An 18,576-nucleotide genomic window follows, 5' to 3' on the forward strand; every position below is an offset into this window, starting at 1 on the left:
CCTCCTAAGTGTTGTTGTAAGTATTTACATGTTTCTATACTAGCGGCTCATTATTTCAATGAACCTGCCATGACACCTTTTTCGAAGTACTTTTGGAAGAATGGATACATGACCATTAGTGGCAGACTGGAAATGACAATCGATGAGTATTTAATCATTTCAGAGAGCTTTTTAAGTTCAGCCATTGCCTGCTGATCACTAATCATTCCAGGACCAGCCTGGTTTTGAATCAATATCGATCTTAAAACTAATTGTAATGGGTGCAATTTTGGATCTTCGAGATAAATCATCGCATCAAAATAGGAGTTCCATTGACCAACAAATGCATACATCGCTAAAACGAAGATGATTGGTTTCGAGAGCGGCAGTACGATTTTAAAAAAGATTAATAGATCTGAGGCTCCATCAACCTTTGCTGCTTCATGCAATTCATAAGGAATGCTTTTAAAATAAGTCCTTGCCAGGATAATATTCCATACATTCACGGCTCCCGGTATTAAAATAGCCCAAGGGGTGTTTAACATTCCTAGGTCTTTCACTACTAGGTAAGTTGGGATAAGCCCACCGCCAAAGAACATCGTTATAATAAATAATGTCATGAAGAAATTTTTCCCGACAAAACCATTTACCGATAACGGATAGGCAGCGAAAATACAGACGACAACAGTAATAACGGCAAATCCTACCGAGTAAAGAATGGAATTGATAAAGCCGCGCACCATTGCATCATTGGATAAAATTAACTGATATCCTTTAAAACTCCAATCTGAAAAATTGAATGAAATCCCTTTGTTTAATAGAACGGTAGGATCCATAAATGATGCAAGAACTACATAAACCAAGGGAACTAACACGACTAATACAGCGATGCATAGAAAGATATTATTAAAGCCTAATATGATTCGGTCTATGCGGGTGTGCTTAATATTCATATCAAGACTCCTTTTTTGTTAATATAAACCTTCTCCTTCGTTTAATTTCTTGACAATTTTATTTACAACAATTAATAGAATTACGTTTATGACTGAATTAAATAGGCCAACTGCTGTTGAATAAGCATAGTCACCTGACTGCAAGCCTACCTTATATACATAAGTTGGCAGGATTTCAGATGAAGGTAAATTCATGGAGGTTTGCATTAAATAAGCTTTTTCAAATCCAATTGACATGATCCCTCCAGCAGCCAAAATAAATGTTACTGCCATTAATGGTTTCAGTGTCGGTAAATCGATATGGATCATTCTTTGGAGAATATTTGCTCCATCAATCGTTGCTGCATTGTGTAATTCAGGGTCAACATTCGCTAAAGCGGCAACGTAGATAATCGATGACCACCCTGCTGCCTGCCATATACCAGAGATAATATAGATCGATCGGAAGTAATCTGGATTTGACATAAACATAAGCGGCTTTCCTGTTATAAAGCTAACCAGTTGATTGATAGGACCTGTTGGTGATAAGAAAATAAATACCATACCAACGATAACAACTACCGAAATAAAATTTGGTGCATAGAGCACAAGTTGAATATTTTTTTTAATGGCTGCTCTGCGTAATTGATTCAGCATAAGCTGAAAGGATGATTGGGACTGGAAACCCTACGATTAATCCAAAAAAACTAAGTTTAAGCGTATTCATAAAGATGTCTGCAAAGTTCGGTGAAGATAAGAATTTAGTGAAATTATCAAAACCGACCCAATCACTTCCTAAAATACCTTTGATGGTACTAAAATCTTTAAAAGCAATAATCGCTCCATACATCGGTATATATTTAAAAATGATTGTTAGAATAACCGCTGGCGCAACAAGTAAATAAAGATGGTAATTTTTCTTGATATATTCGAGATTGTTTTTAAGTTTCGATGCTGCTTTCTTTTCCGCATGGATCTTTATAGCTGGTTCTTTTTGGACATTTACTATTTCTTGCAAGCTCTTAACCTCCTATCAATTGGCTTTGATTTTATTGCTTTATCTGGTTTTAACTTTAACAAATTTAGAATAGGGGAGAGTTTAATATCTTTGGAAAACGAGGTTTAAAATTTTCGGCAGTTGAAAACGGTTCCATTTTATAAGGACAATTAGACTCTCGATTTAATAAACATCTCAGGAGAATCAAAAAAATCTCCTCTAGTACCAGAACTAGAGGAGCTGCTATCATAAAATATTATTTTTTTACCGAACGGGTAATTTACATATAGAGAGGCATATTTTTCTAAATTGATGCTCCCTATTTATTTGATTTCTTTAAGACCTGTATTGATTTTTTCTACCGCTTCTTTCGCCGCAGTCTTTACATCCTTTCCGCCGATTCCTACATCCTCAAATAATCTCCTAATTGCATCACTGACAACGGGATATGCAGGAGTAACCGGACGGTTCTTTGAAAATTTTTGAGTTTGCTGTAAAAATATGTTCTTGGGATATTCATTCAGCTCCGGGAAATCTTTTGCTACAGAGTACCTTGCAGGAACATCACCTGTTATCGTTACATACCTTTTCATTCCTTCATAACCAGTCACATATTTAATAAACTCCCATGCTTCCTTAGGGTGTTTTGATTTTGACGTGATTCCAAGCGCCCATCCTCCATTTGGAACAAACTGATACTTCTCCTTTGGCAGTGGGGTCACTCCAAAATCTTCTCCCAGCTTGAATTCAGGGTGATTTTTTTCCAAATCTGCCAGTGTCCAAGAACCAAGCACAGTCATCGCAAGTTTGCCTGACTCAAACACAGCTGGGGGTAATTCAAATGCGGCAACACCATTTTTATGGTATAGATCTTGATAAAATTGAAGGGCCTCTAATGCTTCTTTTGAATCTAAATATCCACTTGCAGTAGTTCCATCCGGGCTTAAAATATTAGCACCAAACTGCCAAAGAAGCGGTGTTTTAAAATAAGCAGGAGATTCTCCATCATTAAATCCCTGTGCCGGGTCAATTCCGATCACGCCTTTTGCAGGATTATTTACTTTTTTTGCTATCTCTAATACTTCATCCCACGTTAAGGGGTTATTGGGGTTTTCTGAAGGAAGAGGTATTCCGGCATCTTGCAATAAATGTTTATTGTAGTATAAAGCAATACTTGACTCAACAATCGGTGCAAGGTAAATCTGCCCCTTATAACTAAGTCCTTTTAAAGTAGAAGCAGGAATATCATCAATCTTCCCCTCTTTTCTCATAAATGGATCAATAGATAATAGCGATCCGGTATTTGCGTATAGAGCCAGTGTAGGGCTGTCAATTGTCAAAATATCCGGAGGGTTTCCTGCAGCTAGTTCTGTTCGCAGCCTTATTTCATAATTACTATAGGGAATTGACTTCATATTCACCGAAATATTGGGGTGTTCTTTTTCAAAAGCAGAAACTAATTCTTCAAATGCTTTATTTTCTGCGACGTTCCCGCCATTGCGCCAGAAATTAAGGTGGATTCTGCCTCGAGCATTCGTTTTATCCACTTTATCTTTTTGGCTGCCAGAGAATGTATCAAAAAAGGACAAAGAATACACTAAAATACTCAAAAGTATAATTGCAAAAACAGTGAACCATTTTTTCATCTTCATTCCCTTTCTTTCTTTGAAACTTAGGAATCTAAGGAATTACGAAATTCAACCGGTGTTTGTCCCACGTGTTTTTTAAAAACCGTACTGAAATAGCCGGAGTTTGAAAAGCCAACTAAGTTTGCTACATCAATGATTTTAAGCTGTCGATCTCTCAGAAATTGCCGGGCCTTGTCCATACGTACCTTCACCAAATAATCACTAAAATTCTGCCCCACATAATTTTTAAAGGTTTCCGATAAATGAGCACTATTAATATGAAACAGTTCTGATAAAAGGGTCAAAGAAATTTCACTGGCATAGTGCTGGTCCAGGTAATGCCGAACACTATCCACAATTAATTTTCCATTTGAAAATCGGGCTAAACGTACTTTCTCAATAATTAACTGTGCTAATTGCAGTAGGTGTTCAAGCACTTTTCTTTGAGAGTTGAGCTCCCAGATACTTTGTTGGCAATTCCAAATCGTCTTTTGATTATCTAACGTTTCGATATCATATTTTCTTGCCAGCGACCCTAACAAAAATAACACTCGATTGGCAGCAAACGAAAACGATAAAATCGATTGATTCCTGTTCCCTCGCAATAAAGTGTGCATATATTCTCTAAACGCATCGAAATTAGCATTTTCAATGGCATTGGTTAACTTTCTTTCAAAATCAGGTGAAAACTCAAATGCTTCCTCTTTTGTGATTGCTTCATCAACCACCTGAGAATAAGAGCCTAGTTGACTTTGACTCCAAGCAAGCAAACTAGAAATATAACCTGTCTTAAAATTAGCTAGACCAGTGACCACATTGCCAATTCCGATCACCGTTTCTAAATTCAGCAATTCCTTCACATTCCGCTGCAAGGAATCCACTAAACGTGACGAATTATTAACACTTCTTAAATCAATCCTCTGTAAAAAATGAATCATATTGGCATAGCTTGGGTCGTAAAAGGAATAAGTTCCTACATGCTCCTTAGAGATCTCCTTGCATAACATTTGAAAAGGAAGCCAGAGCTCTTTTAATCGATTGGGATTACCAAAACTCTCTCTAATTTCGACGGTGATAAATTGTACGACTGCGTTCTCATTGACAAGTTCCTCTAGTTGAAGTTGACGGAGTCTTTCAATGACCAAATTAAGCTGTAACCATTCCTCTTTTACTAAATAGAGCAAGTATTGTTCTTGTACTTCTTGCAATTGGGTAAGAACAAGCTGACGCATCTGGGCCGTTTCAACTTGTTTTCTCCTCTCTTCCTCTATTACTTTTCGGACTTTTTGTAAGGCTTCTACTAATTCATCAGGGGCCACCGGTTTTAACAGATAGTCTTTAACCCCTTCCTTCATGGAACCACGGACCAATTCAAAATCGGAATACCCCGATAATACGATTACTTTTACTGTTGGGAATTCCTGCTGACATTGTTTAGCCAATTCAATTCCATCCATAATCGGCATTCTCATATCTGTAATGACCAAATCAATTTCCATAGTACGGAGTAATTCCAGTGCTTCTTTCCCATTGGAGGCCTCTCCTGCGATTTGGAATCCTTCCTCTTCCCAATCCACTTTCATCCGCAAGCCTTTACGAATTTGAATTTCATCATCCGTTATGATGACCTTCATCATGTATATCACCTCGATTAAAATTTATACACAATGTAATCCTCGTGCCAACATTCTTTTCAGATTCAATCTTATAGGTAAAGTTTTGACCGTAGTAAAGTTTTAATCGGCCAAGGACATTCCTGAGACCAATGCTATTACCTTCGCTCGCTAAGACACTAATCGTTTCATTCTTTGTTTCTTCACTCAATAAGTCTGCAATCACTTCTTCAGACATGCCGATCCCTTTATCTTCTAGAACTATCAATATTTGATTATTAACTTTTTTCGTTTTAATAAAAATTTCAGCCGTATTTTTTTCTATAAAACTATATTTGACAGCATTTTCAACAAGGGGCTGGAGAATGAATTTTATCATAGGAAGATTTTTTGTTTCCTGATCCTCCACAATATCTATCGTAATAGCATCCTCATATCTCACCTTTAAAATATCCGTATAACTGCGGATATAGCTGACCTCTTCACCCAATCTCACCACATCATTTTGCGTATTCAAGGAATACCTCATCATCCGGCCTAAGTAGATGCTTACATTCATGACCTCTTTATTTTTCCCTTGAACAGCTAATCCCCCAATGATTTCAAGTGTATTGTTTAAAAAGTGAGGATTGATTTGAAGTAATAGGGCTTTGTATTCTGCATCTTTTCGACGGATGTTGGCCTCATATTCTGTTTCAATTAAATTCTTCAATTGATCGACAGTATGGTCAAATACCCTTACAACGTAACCAACCTCATCGTTAGAAGATTTTATGGTTGGTAAAAAGCGTTTGGCACCAGAAAAATCCCCACGTTCAATAAATTTCATTGCTTTTGCTAGTTTTCCTAACGGGCTAACGATTTTAGATGAAAGCACGAAAGAAGCAACAATGGTTAATAAAAAAACGAGAGCACTGATTAATAGTAGGTTGCGTTGCAGAATATTCACTTTTGAGAATAAATCAGACTTGGTGACTTCACTAACTAGAATCCAATCACCAACGGCTAACTTTTGAAAAAAAACAAAATATTTTTCTCCGTGATAATCCGTTTCTAATAAACCTTTTTGCTTTTGATTGTTTTTTATTTTAGATAAACTATTTTTTAATACCCATTTCGGGGTATCGATCTTCCCCTCTAACACATTTGCTCCCTGCTGGTCCAATAAATATGCATTTCCTTTTTTTCCAATCGAGATTTTTCCTAAGGCTGTTTCCAGCAAGGTTGAAGGGAAATTCACCTTTATAAATCCGTAGGAAACTACCGTATTCAAATCAACGAGGGGCAAAATAAAACTATTACTATTTCCTTGTCCTGGCATATAAGGATCAATATGTGACTTTACAAATCGTTGTTCATGGATTGTAAAGTCTTGAAACCAATCTAGGTTGTGTAAATTAGGATTATTGCCCCATGCCCCTTCCCCATTATTCAGAACGACGGAGATAGACATCCCATTTGAATTGTTCACCATCATCGAGGATAGCAGCATTTTCAGTTGATTCTTCTGTAATAAGCTCTGTTCTCTTGATATTTCTTCATCTTTTTTTTCTAACCTTAACCACTCCTGTGTGGTTTGATTTACCAGAACCTGTTTTCCTAAATCCTCCGCCTGCGTGGTAATCGAGTCAATATAAAGCGAGTACTGATCCATCGCTTCTATCGTTAAATCCTGCGTCTGCTCTTCTATAATAGATGTAAACCAGCGTGGGATAATAATCGACAAAATCATTAATGGAATCGTCAATAAACAAGTAAAAATGATAAATAAGCGATTCCGTAAGGAAAAAAACATGGTATCCCTCCATAACAAAAAAGAAAACCCTTACATTCAATTTCTGAATCTATATATTTTGACTATTATTATCTATTCAATTTAACATATCCCTTTGGAACTTACCACGGGATGGACACCAATCTGTACTTTCGGCAGCAGGCTATGTGTTATTTTCATACCTTTTCCTTTTGCCAAAGTAAAAACGAGCAGAAACCCAGTGGCTCTGCTCATTTTAACTTCATATGTACTTCACGATATTCATTCGGGGTAATCCCCTCGACCTTTTTAAAGACTTTTCGAAAATATTTATCGTCTTGATAGCCTATTATATTGGCAATTTCATAGATTTTTAATTGACTGTTTTTTAGTAAGGATTTTGCCTTCTTCAACCGGAATTTAACGATATAATCTGAGATATTCACATTAAGTTCTTGTTTAAATTTTCTCGATATGTATTCTCTGCTGATATAAAAATGCTCGGAAATCTCTTGCAGTTTTACATCGCGGTCGAAGTTTGCTTGCAAGTACTTTTCGATTTCATAAATGATGTTACTATTTTTTTGAACAGTACTTTTCTTTACCTTTTTTAAAAAGATAGCAATCTCTCGTCTTTTTCTCTGAATGTACTCCTCCAGCTTAAAGGTACCATTTTCATCAAAGAATTGATCCATTCGTTTTTCGATTTCTTCTGTTGCTAAAACGGGAAGATGATAATGTTTAAACCAGCTATTGCTAATGACCAAATATTCATTTTCTAAATGTAGCAGCTGTTTTAATGTTAGAAAGTGGTCTGCTGCAAAATCAAACTCGATTTGGTGGATCACTTCAACAAAGGCCCCCATTTCCCCAGCATGTACTGCCATTTCTATATGAGCTGTGTAGTCCATAAGATTTCTTAATGAATGACTTGGCAGTTTATCCTCAGCATAGACGCGACATTCTTCAGCAGCCAAGATATTACGATTGAAATATAGCTGCTTGGCATAATGATAGGAATCCATTAAACTGTTGTTCTTATGTACCGGTTTTCCTAAAACGATCGGGCAAGAAATATTCATCGCTTCTCTTAGCAGCTGATAAATTTGTTTTAATAGTTTCTCGATTTGCTCAAATTTGTTCCAAAAGATAATGACTACTTCACCTTTATTGGATAAATAACGAAATCCAATTCCACACTCATTTTCCATCATAATTTCATTAATGACATTCAGAATTGTAAAATAGGCTAAATCTCGATCGTCATGAAATGCCTCAATTGTCTTTCCATAAATCCGAACAAGGGCTACTTGATATTGATCAGACGGATGAATTCCGAAACCCTCATATAAATCTTCCGTTATATGATCACGATTCATCAGCTTGGTAAGCTTTCGGTCCCGATAAATCGGTTTCATTTCATTAATCAATTGCGAGCTATTTTCTTTTCTTTCCCTGTCTAATTCCTCTTTTTTCCATTCCCCCACAGCTGATTCCAGGGTATGATTTAAGATTTCGGGGTCAATCGGCTTTAAGAGATAGTCAGAGCTGCCAAAATGAATGGCTTTACGCATGTAGTGGTAATCATCATAACCGGTTACAACGATTGTTTTGCCGGTCGGGTGATTTCCTTTGATCCATTCTAGAAGTGAAACGCCATCCATTTTTGGCATTTTCATATCTGAAAAAATAATCTCCGGCTTATACTCTTGAATAAGTTGAATGGCATCTTCGCCATTTCCAGCTTCATAAATTTCGTCAATTCCGTTTTGTTCCCAAGCACCTAGTATCTTAATTCCTTCACGAACGTGCTTTTCATCATCAACGATTAATGCTTTCATGAATGCTTCACCTCTTTTTGGATAACATTAGGGAACTGAACAATCACAGTAAATCCACTTCCTTCATTACTGTCAATCGACATATGCGCTTGATTGGCGTAATAGATCTGCAAACGGTCATATATATTTTTTAAACCAATGGTTTCTCTTTGTTTTTCTTGTTTGGATATCCCTGTAAATAATTCCTGTCTGATACAATTTAGCTGTTCCTCATTTACGCCCATTCCATTATCACTTACAGAAATTGATGCCATTCCATCCTCTTGCAGCTTCGCGTCAATGTGAATGGTTGCTTTTTTAATCTGCTGATCAAACCCATGTTTAAAACAATTTTCCACAATTGGCTGCAAAATCATCTTCGGTATAAGAATTTCTTGGACTTCTTTGGAGGCATTTATTTCAAATTCAAACTGCTCATCAAAGCGCTGTTTTTGTAATAATAAATAGGATTTCACATGCATCAGCTCTGAGATAAACGGGACAATGTCCTCTTTCATATTCATGCTGTATCGCATGATTTTGGATAAAGAAGTGAGTAAGGAATACACAGGAACCGCTTTCGATTTCAACGCTAAGGTACCAATTGATTGGAGGGCATTATATAAAAAATGCGGGTTAATTTGCGACCGCAAGACTCGCAGCTGTGATTCTTTATTTTCGATATCCAATTTATATTCTCGCTCAATTAAATCGTTGATTTTCGCAATCATTAATTTGAAATGTCTTCCCAACATTCCTATTTCATCCTTACCTAAGGAATCAAAATCTGCCTTAAATTCACCATTTTCTACTTTTTTCATGTTATCAATTAATACCTTTATCGGGGCCGTAATCTTAAAGGAAACAAACATGGTAGCTATTAAGACGATAACAAGCGTCACGATACCGATTAAAATATTGATAAATGCGGTTTCTCTAGCGCCTTGATAGAGTACATTGTAAGGAATTCGTTTAACAATATACCAATTCTTGTAGGGGGCAGAAAACTTATTATGAACAATCACACCCGAGAATTGTTGATCCTTCCATTCCATACTCTTACTAAAAGAAGACTTTTTCTTCAGTTGAACGAACCACTTCTCTTTATTTTCCTTACCAATAACGTTTTCATTTGAGGAGTAGATAATAACTCCTTTTTCATCCATAATATACAAGTCTTCCAAACCCTTTGTATATAAGCGGTCGGCCATCGCACTTATTTTTGAAAGATTGATATCAATTGACAAAAAACCTAATAGATTGTCAGATGGAACGTCTCGAAGAATGTTATGAAAGCTTAATACATTTTTCTTTTCCGAGTTTGGTATGACAGAAATATTGTTATAGCTGTAGATTTCATGTGGCGGTTCAATCAGTGAAAAGCCGTCATATCGAGTTAATTTGGAATAATAGGGATGCGACAAAATACTCTCATATTTTCCCCTCCCGCTTATTCTTGAATGATAATTCGTATACGAATCTTTTCCAATATCAATATATAAATGCATTTGTTCGATCTCTGGCCTTGTATTAAATAAATAGGCAAGTGCGCGGCGAACTTCTTCCTGATTCGCACCTAAATTCTGTGCTAGTCCATCCCTCATTACATTCATAAAAGGTGTGTAACGATATAGAACGGAGGACATTTGGGCCACATCTTCCAAATAAACTATTAGTTCTTCTTCTCCTTTTACAATAAGATCATGGTTGGTCGAAACAAAGCGATTATTAAGTGACTTGGTGGTTTGGTAATAAGTAATTGCAATTGAACTCCCGAAAGGTAGAACCGTTACCAGCAATAAAAATATAATTAACTTTTTTCGAATCCCCCACTGCATATATCAACTTAGTCAGTTCAGAATGAACTAACCTTCCTCCAATTAATGAATTTTCTCCATTGTAACAACATTCCTTTTTCATTGAAATGGCATATATTGACTTGTCTATCATGTTGACTGTTCAATATTTTCCACCCTAGTGGTCAATGTAAGCCGTTTCATAGTTTTCATTATTCTCTAAAATGAAAGTATGGAGGTGCAGGTAATGAATAGCCATAGTAAGTTGCAAAAAGTAGGAACCTCAGCATTAGAACTTCAAAAGAATACGAAAGCGTTAAAGTCAGTTTCCATAAATAATAAGAAGAAACTGAAGGATGCAGGATTATTTGCTCTATTCGTCGGACCCGTATTGTTAGCCTTTACGCTCATTGTTCTGATCCCTTTCTTTACAGGTATTTATTATGCCTTTACAGACTGGAACGGGATCACGGGGGCAGTCAAATGGGTGGGCTTGGACAATTTCAAGTACATCTTTACGGAGGACATGCAATTCCTGGATTCCTTCAAACTTACAACGAAATACACTTTAGTTGCCATTATCTTAACGAATGCGATTGGGTTTGGATTAGCATTACTTGTCACCCAAATGCTGAAGACGAGAAATATTTTACGAACAATTTTCTTTATGCCTAATTTGATTGGCGGTCTTTTATTAGGTTTTATCTGGCAGTTTATTTTTGTCAAAGGCTTTGCATCGATTGGTGAGTTAACCAAGATTCCTCTTTTTGAGTTAGCCTGGTTAGGTGATGCCAATACCGCTTTCTGGGGAATCGTGATTGTCAGTGTTTGGCAAGGTGCAGGCTACATTATGATTATTTATATCGCTGCCCTGCAAAACGTCCCTCAAGAATTAATTGAAGCAGCCAAAATTGACGGGGCCAATCGCTGGCAGATTCTTCGACACATCACAATGCCACTCGTAGCACCAGCCGTAACCATTTGTTTATTTTTAACAACGGCATCATCATTTAAGGTCTTTGATGCGAATCTTTCCCTGACAAATGGAGGTCCATTCAAGTCAACCGAAATGTTAGCACTTAACATTTATACAGAAGCATTTGTTAATAACCGCTATGGAATTGGTGAAGCAAAAGCACTTATTTTCTTCCTTGTCGTTGCTGCAATATCAGTTATTCAAGTAACATATTCGAAGAAAAAGGAGGTTGAGTCCTAATGGGAAGCAGGTATACAGGAAAAACCTTTATTGTTGAAATCCTTGCCATCGTGCTCGGTATCTCCTTTTTGGTTCCCTTCTATTATGTGATCTCAAACTCCTTGAAACCATTCGCTGATATATTATCGAACACATCGGCTTTGCCGCAGGTTCTGGAGTTTCAAAACTATGTGAGCGCCTTTGAAAAATTGAACTATTTAAAGGTATTTACAAACTCTCTAATTGTTACTATAGCAAGCAATGTTGTTCTAGTGATCTTTTGTTCGATGGCTGCGTACATGCTGGTTCGAACAAAAAGGAAGATCAGCCATGTAATTTTCATGACCTTTGTTGCGGCAATGATTATTCCCTTTCAATCGATTATGATTCCGCTCATCAAAACAGCCAGTACATTTAGACTATTAAACAGCATCTTGGGCCTAGTCATCATGTACTTAGGGTTTGGCTCAGGGATGACAATATTCTTATATCACGGTTTTATCAAAGGAATACCTGTCGAGCTTGAAGAGGCAGCAATTATTGATGGCTGTACAAGGTTTGGCGTATTCTGGAGGATCGTTTTTCCACTATTAAAACCGATTACAGTTACCATCGTTATTTTAAACAGCTTATGGATTTGGAATGACTTCTTATTACCATCACTCGTTCTTCAGGATCCGGAATTAAAAACGATTCCGTTAGCAACGTTCTCCTTCTTTGGACAGTATACAAAGCAGTGGGATTTAGCACTTGCCGCATTGGTCATGGGCATCATTCCGTTGTTAATCTTCTTCTTTGCGATGCAAAAACACATTATTAAAGGGATTACATCTGGTTCCATTAAATAAGGTACAACCTCAGCTATCTGCATGACAGATAGCTTAGACAACTATAAAATAGATTTAACTACCAGGAGGGAAAATGAAATGGGGATCAAAAAGTATTCTTTACTTGCAGGTGTATTATCCGCTTCACTTCTATTAGCTACAGCTTGTTCTAGTGACAGCACGTCAGGAAATAAAAAAAGTGGTGAAAAAGACGGTAAAGTAGTGGTCGATCTTTTTAATGGAAAGGTTGAAATCGCTGATCAATTGAAATCGTTAACAGACCAGTATACAAAGGAGCATCCGGACGTTACTTTTAATATTGAAACTGTAGGCGGCGGCGCTGATGGTGCTGCAGCACTGAAGGCGAAGTTTGCTTCCAATAAAGCTCCTGATATCTTTGGGAATGGCGGTTATCAAGAGGCTCAAACATGGAAGGATAAATTCGAAGATTTATCTGACCAGCCTTGGGTAAAGGATGCCTATGAGAGCGCGTTACTACCTATGACTATCGACGGAAAAATTTATGGCCAGCCTGTTAATATGGAAGGCTATGGTTTTGCTTATAATAAAAAGTTATTTGCAAAGGCCGGGATTACAGAACTGCCAAAAACCTACTCAGAGTTAGAAGCTGCCTCGAAAAAACTGAAAGCCGCCGGGATTACTCCTTTCTCAGTAGGCTATGCTGAATGGTGGGTGTTAGCAAACCATGGTCTTAATGTTCCGTTTGCTTACCAACAATCAGATGATGAGAACTTCATTAAAGGTTTAAACGAAGGTACAAATAAAATGGAAGGCAACAAATACTTCAATGACTACTTTAAGCTTGTCGACTTAACCATAAAATATGGTAATAAAAATCCATTAACAACTGATTACAATACAGAAGTAACTCAATTTGCCAACGGTGAAACGGCAATGATTCAGCAAGGGAACTGGATTCAGCCGATGTTGGATAAATTAACTCCAGGCATGGAGGTTGGTTTCATTCCATTGGCACTTACGGATGATGCCTCTCAAGCAGATAAATTAATGGTTGACGTTCCTACGAACTGGGTTGTTCATAACAAAGCACCTGAAGCTGATAAAAAGGCAGCAAAAGATTTCTTAAACTGGATGGTAACATCTGAAGAAGGAAAAACAGCCTTAGTCAAGGAGTTTAAATACATTCCTGCATTTAAAACCATTGAAGCAAAAGCAGAAGATATTGGACCACTAGGTGCAGATCTTCAAAAATATTCACAAGAAGGCAAAACTTACTCTTGGCAGTTCATGAAGTATCCTGATGGTGCCGGTCAAGAATTTGGTGCCTCCCTACAGGCATATGTTGGCGGCCAAAAATCTAAAGCGGAAACAGAAAAAGCACTCGATGCAACTTGGGCAAAATTAAAGAAGTAGGATTTACAGTAAAGGCTCCTCTCACTATGAGAAGAGCCTTTTTTATTATTCACGATCCGGGCTATTGACCATAATTCCAGCCACTTGCGTTAGGCGGTCATAAAATGCATGTCCAGCTGGTTGCTGATCAAGGCCAATTTCTTCAAATGCTTCTTTCATGCAGCGAAGCCAGCATACAGCTCTTCTCGGTGTTACTTCAAAGGGCATATGCCTGTGTTGCATGGCGGGCGGGCCAAATTCCTGACTGTAAAGGGCCGGACCTCCTAAAAATTGCGGCAAAAACATTCTCTGCTTGCGCTTTATTTCTTCCATATCCCCTTCAAACAATGGTCTTAATTCCGGGTCAGCATATACGCGCGGATAAAAAGCATTGACCAATTGATCAATCGTTTCCTGCCCGCCTATTTCCTCATAAAGCGAATTAAGTTTATATTCCATTTCGTCACCATCCACTTATAGTTTTTCCCCTATTTTTGATAATTATAAAGGTAAAGCCACCTTGTTTTTGTGATTTATATCACAGGAAATATAGAAACAGAAAATTTTCCATGCTTTGGAAAGGTGTTTAAAACAACTTTCTAAAAGATTGTGGTATCCTAATATAATATGCTGGGACTTCATTAAGATGGAACCAGCGTTCTTTTAAGAGGTGTAAGAAATGAATAAGGCATGGATTTACGTAGGTTTAACCTGTTTATTTGAATTAATTTGGGTATATGGATTTAATGAGGCACAAACGTGGTGGCAATGGGCCATCGTTGTTGGCGTTATTTTTTTAGATTATCATATTTTACCTAAAGCATGTGAGACTCTCCCTACCGGTACCGTTTATGCAATATTTGCCGGGATAGGTACCATTGGTACAGTGTTAATGGATATCTATCTTTTTGGGGAAAGCTTTAGTTTTGGGAAGGCCTTTTTTATCATGATGATTGTTCTAGGCGTGATTGGATTAAATCTCTCGGACAAAGAAGAAGCCGATGAAAAAGACGCCATGAAGGGAGCTGCCTAATATGGGCTGGTTGCTCGTCTTTTTAGCAGCTGCAAGTGAGGTCGCCGGTGCAGCAGGGCTTAAATTATATAGTCAGAAAAAAACATTCCGAAATGGAGTTCTCTATATTGGCGGATTCGGTGCATCGTTGATATTTTTATATATCTCATTTCAGTTTCTTCAACTAAGTATTGCCTATTCTGTATGGGTCGGAATTGGGACGGCCGGTGCTGTTTTTATTAATATGTTTCTATTTGGAGAGTCCAAAAACCTTGGGCGCATTATTAGTGTTCTAGTGATTATCGTTGGTGTTGTTGGATTGAGGATACTTTCTTAAAAGGAGACTGCCCCTAGATTCGTTAACGATTTAACTCATCGGGAGGCATTCTCCTCATTATTTCAGTGCCACAACCTCCACAATTTCTAAATGGTGCAGCAAAGTTTTAATCTCCTATCGGCTCACCTAATTTTTCCAAGCTCTTCTATAAGCGCTGGTCGGCGTTTATATTTTTCTCTTAATTCTCCAATTAGCTTATGTGAATGGATGGTTCCACAAGCTTTTTTGTAGGTTTTTATGATAGAACAAACCGTTCGATATTTTTTCCGATCGGTAGCCTCCTCAGCTGAGTACTCAATATACTTAATAAAAAGCTCATTCACTTCTTCTAAATAATCTTTAATTATATAGGGATACAGATCGATAATAGACCGAATATTACTCTGACAATAGGTTAAAAGCTCTGCCGTTAAATTTTCCTCTTTTAAAATTGACAGGTACACGGAGGGCTGGTAATCCATCTTGTTAAAATCATCGACAATCTTATTCAAAACAACATCCCATTCGTTTACAGGATATAATTCTTTGAGTTTTAAGTAATAGCTAAATTCATTTTTGAATAACAATTCTCTTGCTAACTGCTTTTGTTGTTCGATTTCTCCAAGCAATTCATAGGCTTGATATCGGTATTCCTTCCACTTATGAATAAGGCCTCGATACTCCTTGTCCGCTTCTTCCCCATCCAAACAAAGTTGAATCGCTTTCTTGTAGTCGCCTTTTTCCATTTCAAGAGCGATTGCCTTTTCACGAAACTCACTTTCATGGATATTTACATAAATAAATTTCTCCGCCAGGTCTGCCCCATCACATCGTTCAATGATTTCGAGTTGAAGCAATTTTATCTGTGTTCTTTCATATCTAACACTCCAGGAGGTATCTGCCTTCGACAGGAGGGATTCCAGCTGTTTTTCTAACTTTATTCTCAAATCCTTCGCAGGAGAATAATTGGTACAAGTTTTTAAGAGAGCATAGCGCCAATCGCTCCAGCCATCATAATGTGCTTTTAATGCTTCTTTTATAATTGCGTCAAAAAGCCCCTTATTTTCTTTGTCATTTAAATTAGGAGGACTATTAGTAACAGCATCGTCAATTGTTCTTATCGCCCAATTCATAACGTCACCGATCGACCCATTTGAGTCATCAGAAAAATTGAGCATTTTTACAACCGGCGGCATGACAGCAAGTGCTAATAAAACAGCACTCTCCCATTCACCTTTCTCAACTTTTTCCTGTGCTTTTTGGAGAGTTAATTCTGCTCCTTGTAGTGCTTGGCCAACGTGACGCCAATCGATAAATCCTTTTCTTTTTGCCCCATTTATAGATGCCGTAATAAGCTTTTTCGCAGATGAAATTTCGTCTTTTTGAGGAGTGTATTTGAAAAGCAGCTGTTTTTCAATATCGGGGTTATCTTCGGACAGGTCAAGAATAATCTTTATTAATTCTTCTTTATTTTGATACGACAAGATTGTATGTAAATCAATTTCGCTTGATCGTGAAGTTGGATTCGGATTAGATGGATTCATGTTTTTTCACCCCATTTGGATAATCTATACTATATTTTAGCAGTTTACATAGATTTGGGGCAGAAAATTAGACGCTAATTATATTTAAAAATTGTTTTTTTTAGATTCGCTCATTGGAGTTAAAGATTCGCTCATTGGAGCTAAAAATTCGCTCATTGGAGCTAAAAATTCGCTCATTGGAGCTTAAAATTCGCTCATTGGAGCTTAAAATTCGCTCATTGGAGCCAAAAATTCGCTCATTGGAGCCAAAAAACGTCGATAACCGCAGTGGTTATCGACGTTTATCTAATTACAGTTGTTCCCCATTAGTTGCGATGACATCTTTGTACCAGAAAAATGACTTTTTCTTCTTCCGGTCTAATGTCCCATTCCCATAATCATCTTGGTCCACATAAATAAATCCATAACGTTTCGACATTTCTGAGGTACTCGCACTAATTAAATCAATACAGCCCCAGCTAGTGTAACCCATAACTTCTACTCCGTCTTTAATAGCTTCTCCCATTTGTTCGATATGGGCGCGTAAATAGTCAATACGATAATCATCATTAATCGAGCCATCTTCTTCTAGTTGATCGTATGCACCCAATCCATTTTCTACAATAAATAACGGCACTTGGTAACGATCGTACATTTTCTTTAATGTAATCCGCAGCCCTTTAGGATCAATTTGCCAACCCCAATCAGAGGCTTCTAAATAAGGGTTTTTGATGCCACTGAAAAAGTTCCCTTTTTCTTTTAATCGATCAGGATTACCACTCGTCACCATCGTCATATAGTAACTAAATGATAGAAAGTCTACTGGATGCTGTAACAAAATTTCTTCGTCACCTGGTAACATATCGAGTTGAATATTATTTTTTTCAAAATAACTTAACATATAGCTTGGATAATACCCGCGTACTTGAACATCCGTGAAGAATAGATTCTTTTGATCTTCCTCTAAGGCAGCGAGAACATCATCAGGACTGCACGTCTCTGGATAAACTTCCATTCGAGCCAGCATACAACCGATCATGGCCCCTGGAATGATTTCATGACACGCTTTTACAGCCCGTGAACTTGCCACAAATTGATGATGGAGCGCTTGATATACGGCTTGTTCCTTATGCTCGACACGGTCAACAAGAATCCCACTGCCAATGTACGGAGATATGGTCGATACATTAATTTCATTAAATGTTAGCCAGTATTTTACTTTCTCTTTATAACGTTTAAATACGGTTTCAGCATAATGAACAAAGTACTCAACTACGCGGCGATCTGTCCACCCATTGTGTTTTTGTACCAAGTGAAGCGGCATTTCATAGTGCGATAAAGTTACTAAAGGCTCAATTCCATACTTTAATAATTCATCAAACACTTTATCGTAGAATGCTAGTCCTTCTTCATTTGGCTCCAACTCATCACCATTTGGAAAAATACGTGGCCATGAAATAGACATACGGAATGTTTTAAAGCCCATTTCAGCAAACAAGGCAATATCTTCTTTATAGCGGTGGTAAAAGTCGATGCCACGGCGTTTTGGGAAGTTTTCTCCTTCTTTCCCTGCTAATAACGCTTCTAATTCTTCTACACTTCTTACATCCATCTCAATATCATTTCGTTCTTCTTTAGGTACAAACGTAATCATATCAAAAATAGATAATCCTTTGCCACCTTCATTATAGGCACCTTCTAATTGGTTTGCAGCGGTTGCTCCTCCCCAGAGAAAACCCTCTGGAAATGATGTTCGTTTATCTATAGTCACAACAAATTCCTCCAGCCGTTTTTAAAGATTCCCAATGTTA

14 protein-coding genes and 1 pseudogene are annotated in these 18,576 nt (G+C 37.4%); 5 read left to right on the top strand and 10 right to left on the bottom strand.

The window, feature by feature from the left end; genetic code table 11:
• Positions 1–50: 50 nt before the first annotated feature.
• The 7 genes and pseudogenes from RCG22_RS11850 to RCG22_RS11880 form a co-directional block, all read right to left on the bottom strand.
• On the bottom strand, positions 51–932 hold the full coding sequence (locus RCG22_RS11850) for a carbohydrate ABC transporter permease (RefSeq protein ID WP_098260695.1): 882 nt from the start codon (positions 930–932) through the stop codon (positions 51–53).
• Between the two features lie 18 nt (positions 933–950).
• Positions 951–1,893: pseudogene (locus RCG22_RS11855) on the bottom strand (ABC transporter permease).
• Between the two features lie 338 nt (positions 1,894–2,231).
• Positions 2,232–3,554: an ABC transporter substrate-binding protein gene (locus tag RCG22_RS11860; RefSeq protein WP_308106964.1), complete on the bottom strand. Its 1,323-nt coding sequence runs from the start codon at positions 3,552–3,554 to the stop codon at positions 2,232–2,234.
• Positions 3,555–3,580: 26 nt separating this feature from the next.
• Entirely contained in the window at positions 3,581–5,173 is a 1,593-nt protein-coding gene (locus tag RCG22_RS11865; protein ID WP_308106965.1) for a response regulator, read from the bottom strand.
• Complete coding sequence (locus tag RCG22_RS11870) at positions 5,148–6,944, bottom strand: histidine kinase (protein ID WP_308106966.1); 1,797 nt, start codon at positions 6,942–6,944, stop codon at positions 5,148–5,150. The genes RCG22_RS11865 and RCG22_RS11870 overlap by 26 nt, the downstream gene beginning before the upstream one ends.
• A 209-nt stretch (positions 6,945–7,153) precedes the next feature.
• Positions 7,154–8,743 carry a response regulator transcription factor gene (locus RCG22_RS11875; RefSeq protein ID WP_308106967.1) on the bottom strand — a complete coding sequence of 530 codons (1,590 nt, stop codon included), beginning with the start codon at positions 8,741–8,743 and terminating at the stop codon, positions 7,154–7,156.
• Positions 8,740–10,560, bottom strand: coding sequence for a sensor histidine kinase (locus RCG22_RS11880; protein ID WP_308106968.1), 1,821 nt, complete (start codon positions 10,558–10,560; stop codon positions 8,740–8,742). Before RCG22_RS11880 ends, RCG22_RS11875 begins: the two co-directional genes overlap by 4 nt.
• Before the next feature lie 205 nt (positions 10,561–10,765).
• Between RCG22_RS11880 and RCG22_RS11885 the strand changes: the two genes are divergently transcribed.
• The 3 genes from RCG22_RS11885 (at position 10,766) to RCG22_RS11895 (ending at position 13,935) form a co-directional block, all read left to right on the top strand.
• A complete protein-coding gene (locus tag RCG22_RS11885) occupies positions 10,766–11,734 on the top strand; it encodes a carbohydrate ABC transporter permease (protein WP_308106969.1) in 969 nt (322 codons plus the stop codon).
• Positions 11,734–12,561: a carbohydrate ABC transporter permease gene (locus RCG22_RS11890; RefSeq protein WP_308106970.1), complete on the top strand. Its 828-nt coding sequence runs from the start codon at positions 11,734–11,736 to the stop codon at positions 12,559–12,561. Before RCG22_RS11885 ends, RCG22_RS11890 begins: the two co-directional genes overlap by 1 nt.
• A 78-nt stretch (positions 12,562–12,639) precedes the next feature.
• Positions 12,640–13,935 carry an ABC transporter substrate-binding protein gene (locus RCG22_RS11895; RefSeq protein ID WP_308106971.1) on the top strand — a complete coding sequence of 432 codons (1,296 nt, stop codon included), beginning with the start codon at positions 12,640–12,642 and terminating at the stop codon, positions 13,933–13,935.
• Between the two features lie 45 nt (positions 13,936–13,980).
• On the opposite strand, the gene RCG22_RS11900 is transcribed toward RCG22_RS11895, so the two are convergent.
• The gene (locus RCG22_RS11900) at positions 13,981–14,373 is read right to left on the bottom strand and encodes a globin domain-containing protein (RefSeq protein WP_308107142.1); all 393 of its coding nucleotides are present in this window, start codon (positions 14,371–14,373) and stop codon (positions 13,981–13,983) included.
• 220 nt (positions 14,374–14,593) lie between these two features.
• Between RCG22_RS11900 and RCG22_RS11905 the strand changes: the two genes are divergently transcribed.
• Together RCG22_RS11905 and RCG22_RS11910 are read left to right on the top strand one after the other, a co-directional pair.
• A complete protein-coding gene (locus tag RCG22_RS11905) occupies positions 14,594–14,947 on the top strand; it encodes a DMT family transporter (protein WP_098260703.1) in 354 nt (117 codons plus the stop codon).
• Between the two features lies 1 nt (position 14,948).
• The gene (locus RCG22_RS11910; protein ID WP_098260704.1) at positions 14,949–15,263 is read left to right on the top strand and encodes a DMT family transporter; all 315 of its coding nucleotides are present in this window, start codon (positions 14,949–14,951) and stop codon (positions 15,261–15,263) included.
• 122 nt (positions 15,264–15,385) lie between these two features.
• On the opposite strand, the gene RCG22_RS11915 is transcribed toward RCG22_RS11910, so the two are convergent.
• Complete coding sequence (locus RCG22_RS11915) at positions 15,386–16,786, bottom strand: hypothetical protein (protein WP_308106972.1); 1,401 nt, start codon at positions 16,784–16,786, stop codon at positions 15,386–15,388.
• Positions 16,787–17,075: 289 nt separating this feature from the next.
• Positions 17,076–18,530, bottom strand: a complete 1,455-nt coding sequence (locus RCG22_RS11920; RefSeq protein WP_374049470.1) for a glycoside hydrolase family 1 protein — start codon at positions 18,528–18,530, stop codon at positions 17,076–17,078.
• Between the last annotated feature and the right edge of the window lie 46 nt (positions 18,531–18,576).

Origin of the sequence: Neobacillus nitrireducens (assembly GCF_030915405.1) — a bacterium.
In the GTDB taxonomy this organism is placed as follows: domain Bacteria; phylum Bacillota; class Bacilli; order Bacillales; family Cytobacillaceae; genus Neobacillus.

Excerpts from the sequence above, each read along its gene's own strand:
- RCG22_RS11865 (WP_308106965.1), bottom strand. The coding sequence starts at position 5,173 with ATGATGAAGGTCATCATAACGGATGATGAAATTCAAATTCGTAAAGGC.
- RCG22_RS11875 (WP_308106967.1), bottom strand. The coding sequence starts at position 8,743 with ATGAAAGCATTAATCGTTGATGATGAAAAGCACGTTCGTGAAGGAATT.
- RCG22_RS11910 (WP_098260704.1), top strand. The coding sequence starts at position 14,949 with ATGGGCTGGTTGCTCGTCTTTTTAGCAGCTGCAAGTGAGGTCGCCGGT.
- RCG22_RS11895 (WP_308106971.1), top strand. The coding sequence starts at position 12,640 with ATGGGGATCAAAAAGTATTCTTTACTTGCAGGTGTATTATCCGCTTCA.
- RCG22_RS11905 (WP_098260703.1), top strand. The coding sequence starts at position 14,594 with ATGAATAAGGCATGGATTTACGTAGGTTTAACCTGTTTATTTGAATTA.
- RCG22_RS11880 (WP_308106968.1), bottom strand. The coding sequence starts at position 10,560 with ATGCAGTGGGGGATTCGAAAAAAGTTAATTATATTTTTATTGCTGGTA.
- RCG22_RS11850 (WP_098260695.1), bottom strand. The coding sequence starts at position 932 with ATGAATATTAAGCACACCCGCATAGACCGAATCATATTAGGCTTTAAT.
- RCG22_RS11860 (WP_308106964.1), bottom strand. The coding sequence starts at position 3,554 with ATGAAAAAATGGTTCACTGTTTTTGCAATTATACTTTTGAGTATTTTA.
- RCG22_RS11870 (WP_308106966.1), bottom strand. The coding sequence starts at position 6,944 with ATGTTTTTTTCCTTACGGAATCGCTTATTTATCATTTTTACTTGTTTA.
- RCG22_RS11890 (WP_308106970.1), top strand. The coding sequence starts at position 11,734 with ATGGGAAGCAGGTATACAGGAAAAACCTTTATTGTTGAAATCCTTGCC.
- RCG22_RS11885 (WP_308106969.1), top strand. The coding sequence starts at position 10,766 with ATGAATAGCCATAGTAAGTTGCAAAAAGTAGGAACCTCAGCATTAGAA.
- RCG22_RS11900 (WP_308107142.1), bottom strand. The coding sequence starts at position 14,373 with ATGGAATATAAACTTAATTCGCTTTATGAGGAAATAGGCGGGCAGGAA.
- RCG22_RS11915 (WP_308106972.1), bottom strand. The coding sequence starts at position 16,786 with ATGAATCCATCTAATCCGAATCCAACTTCACGATCAAGCGAAATTGAT.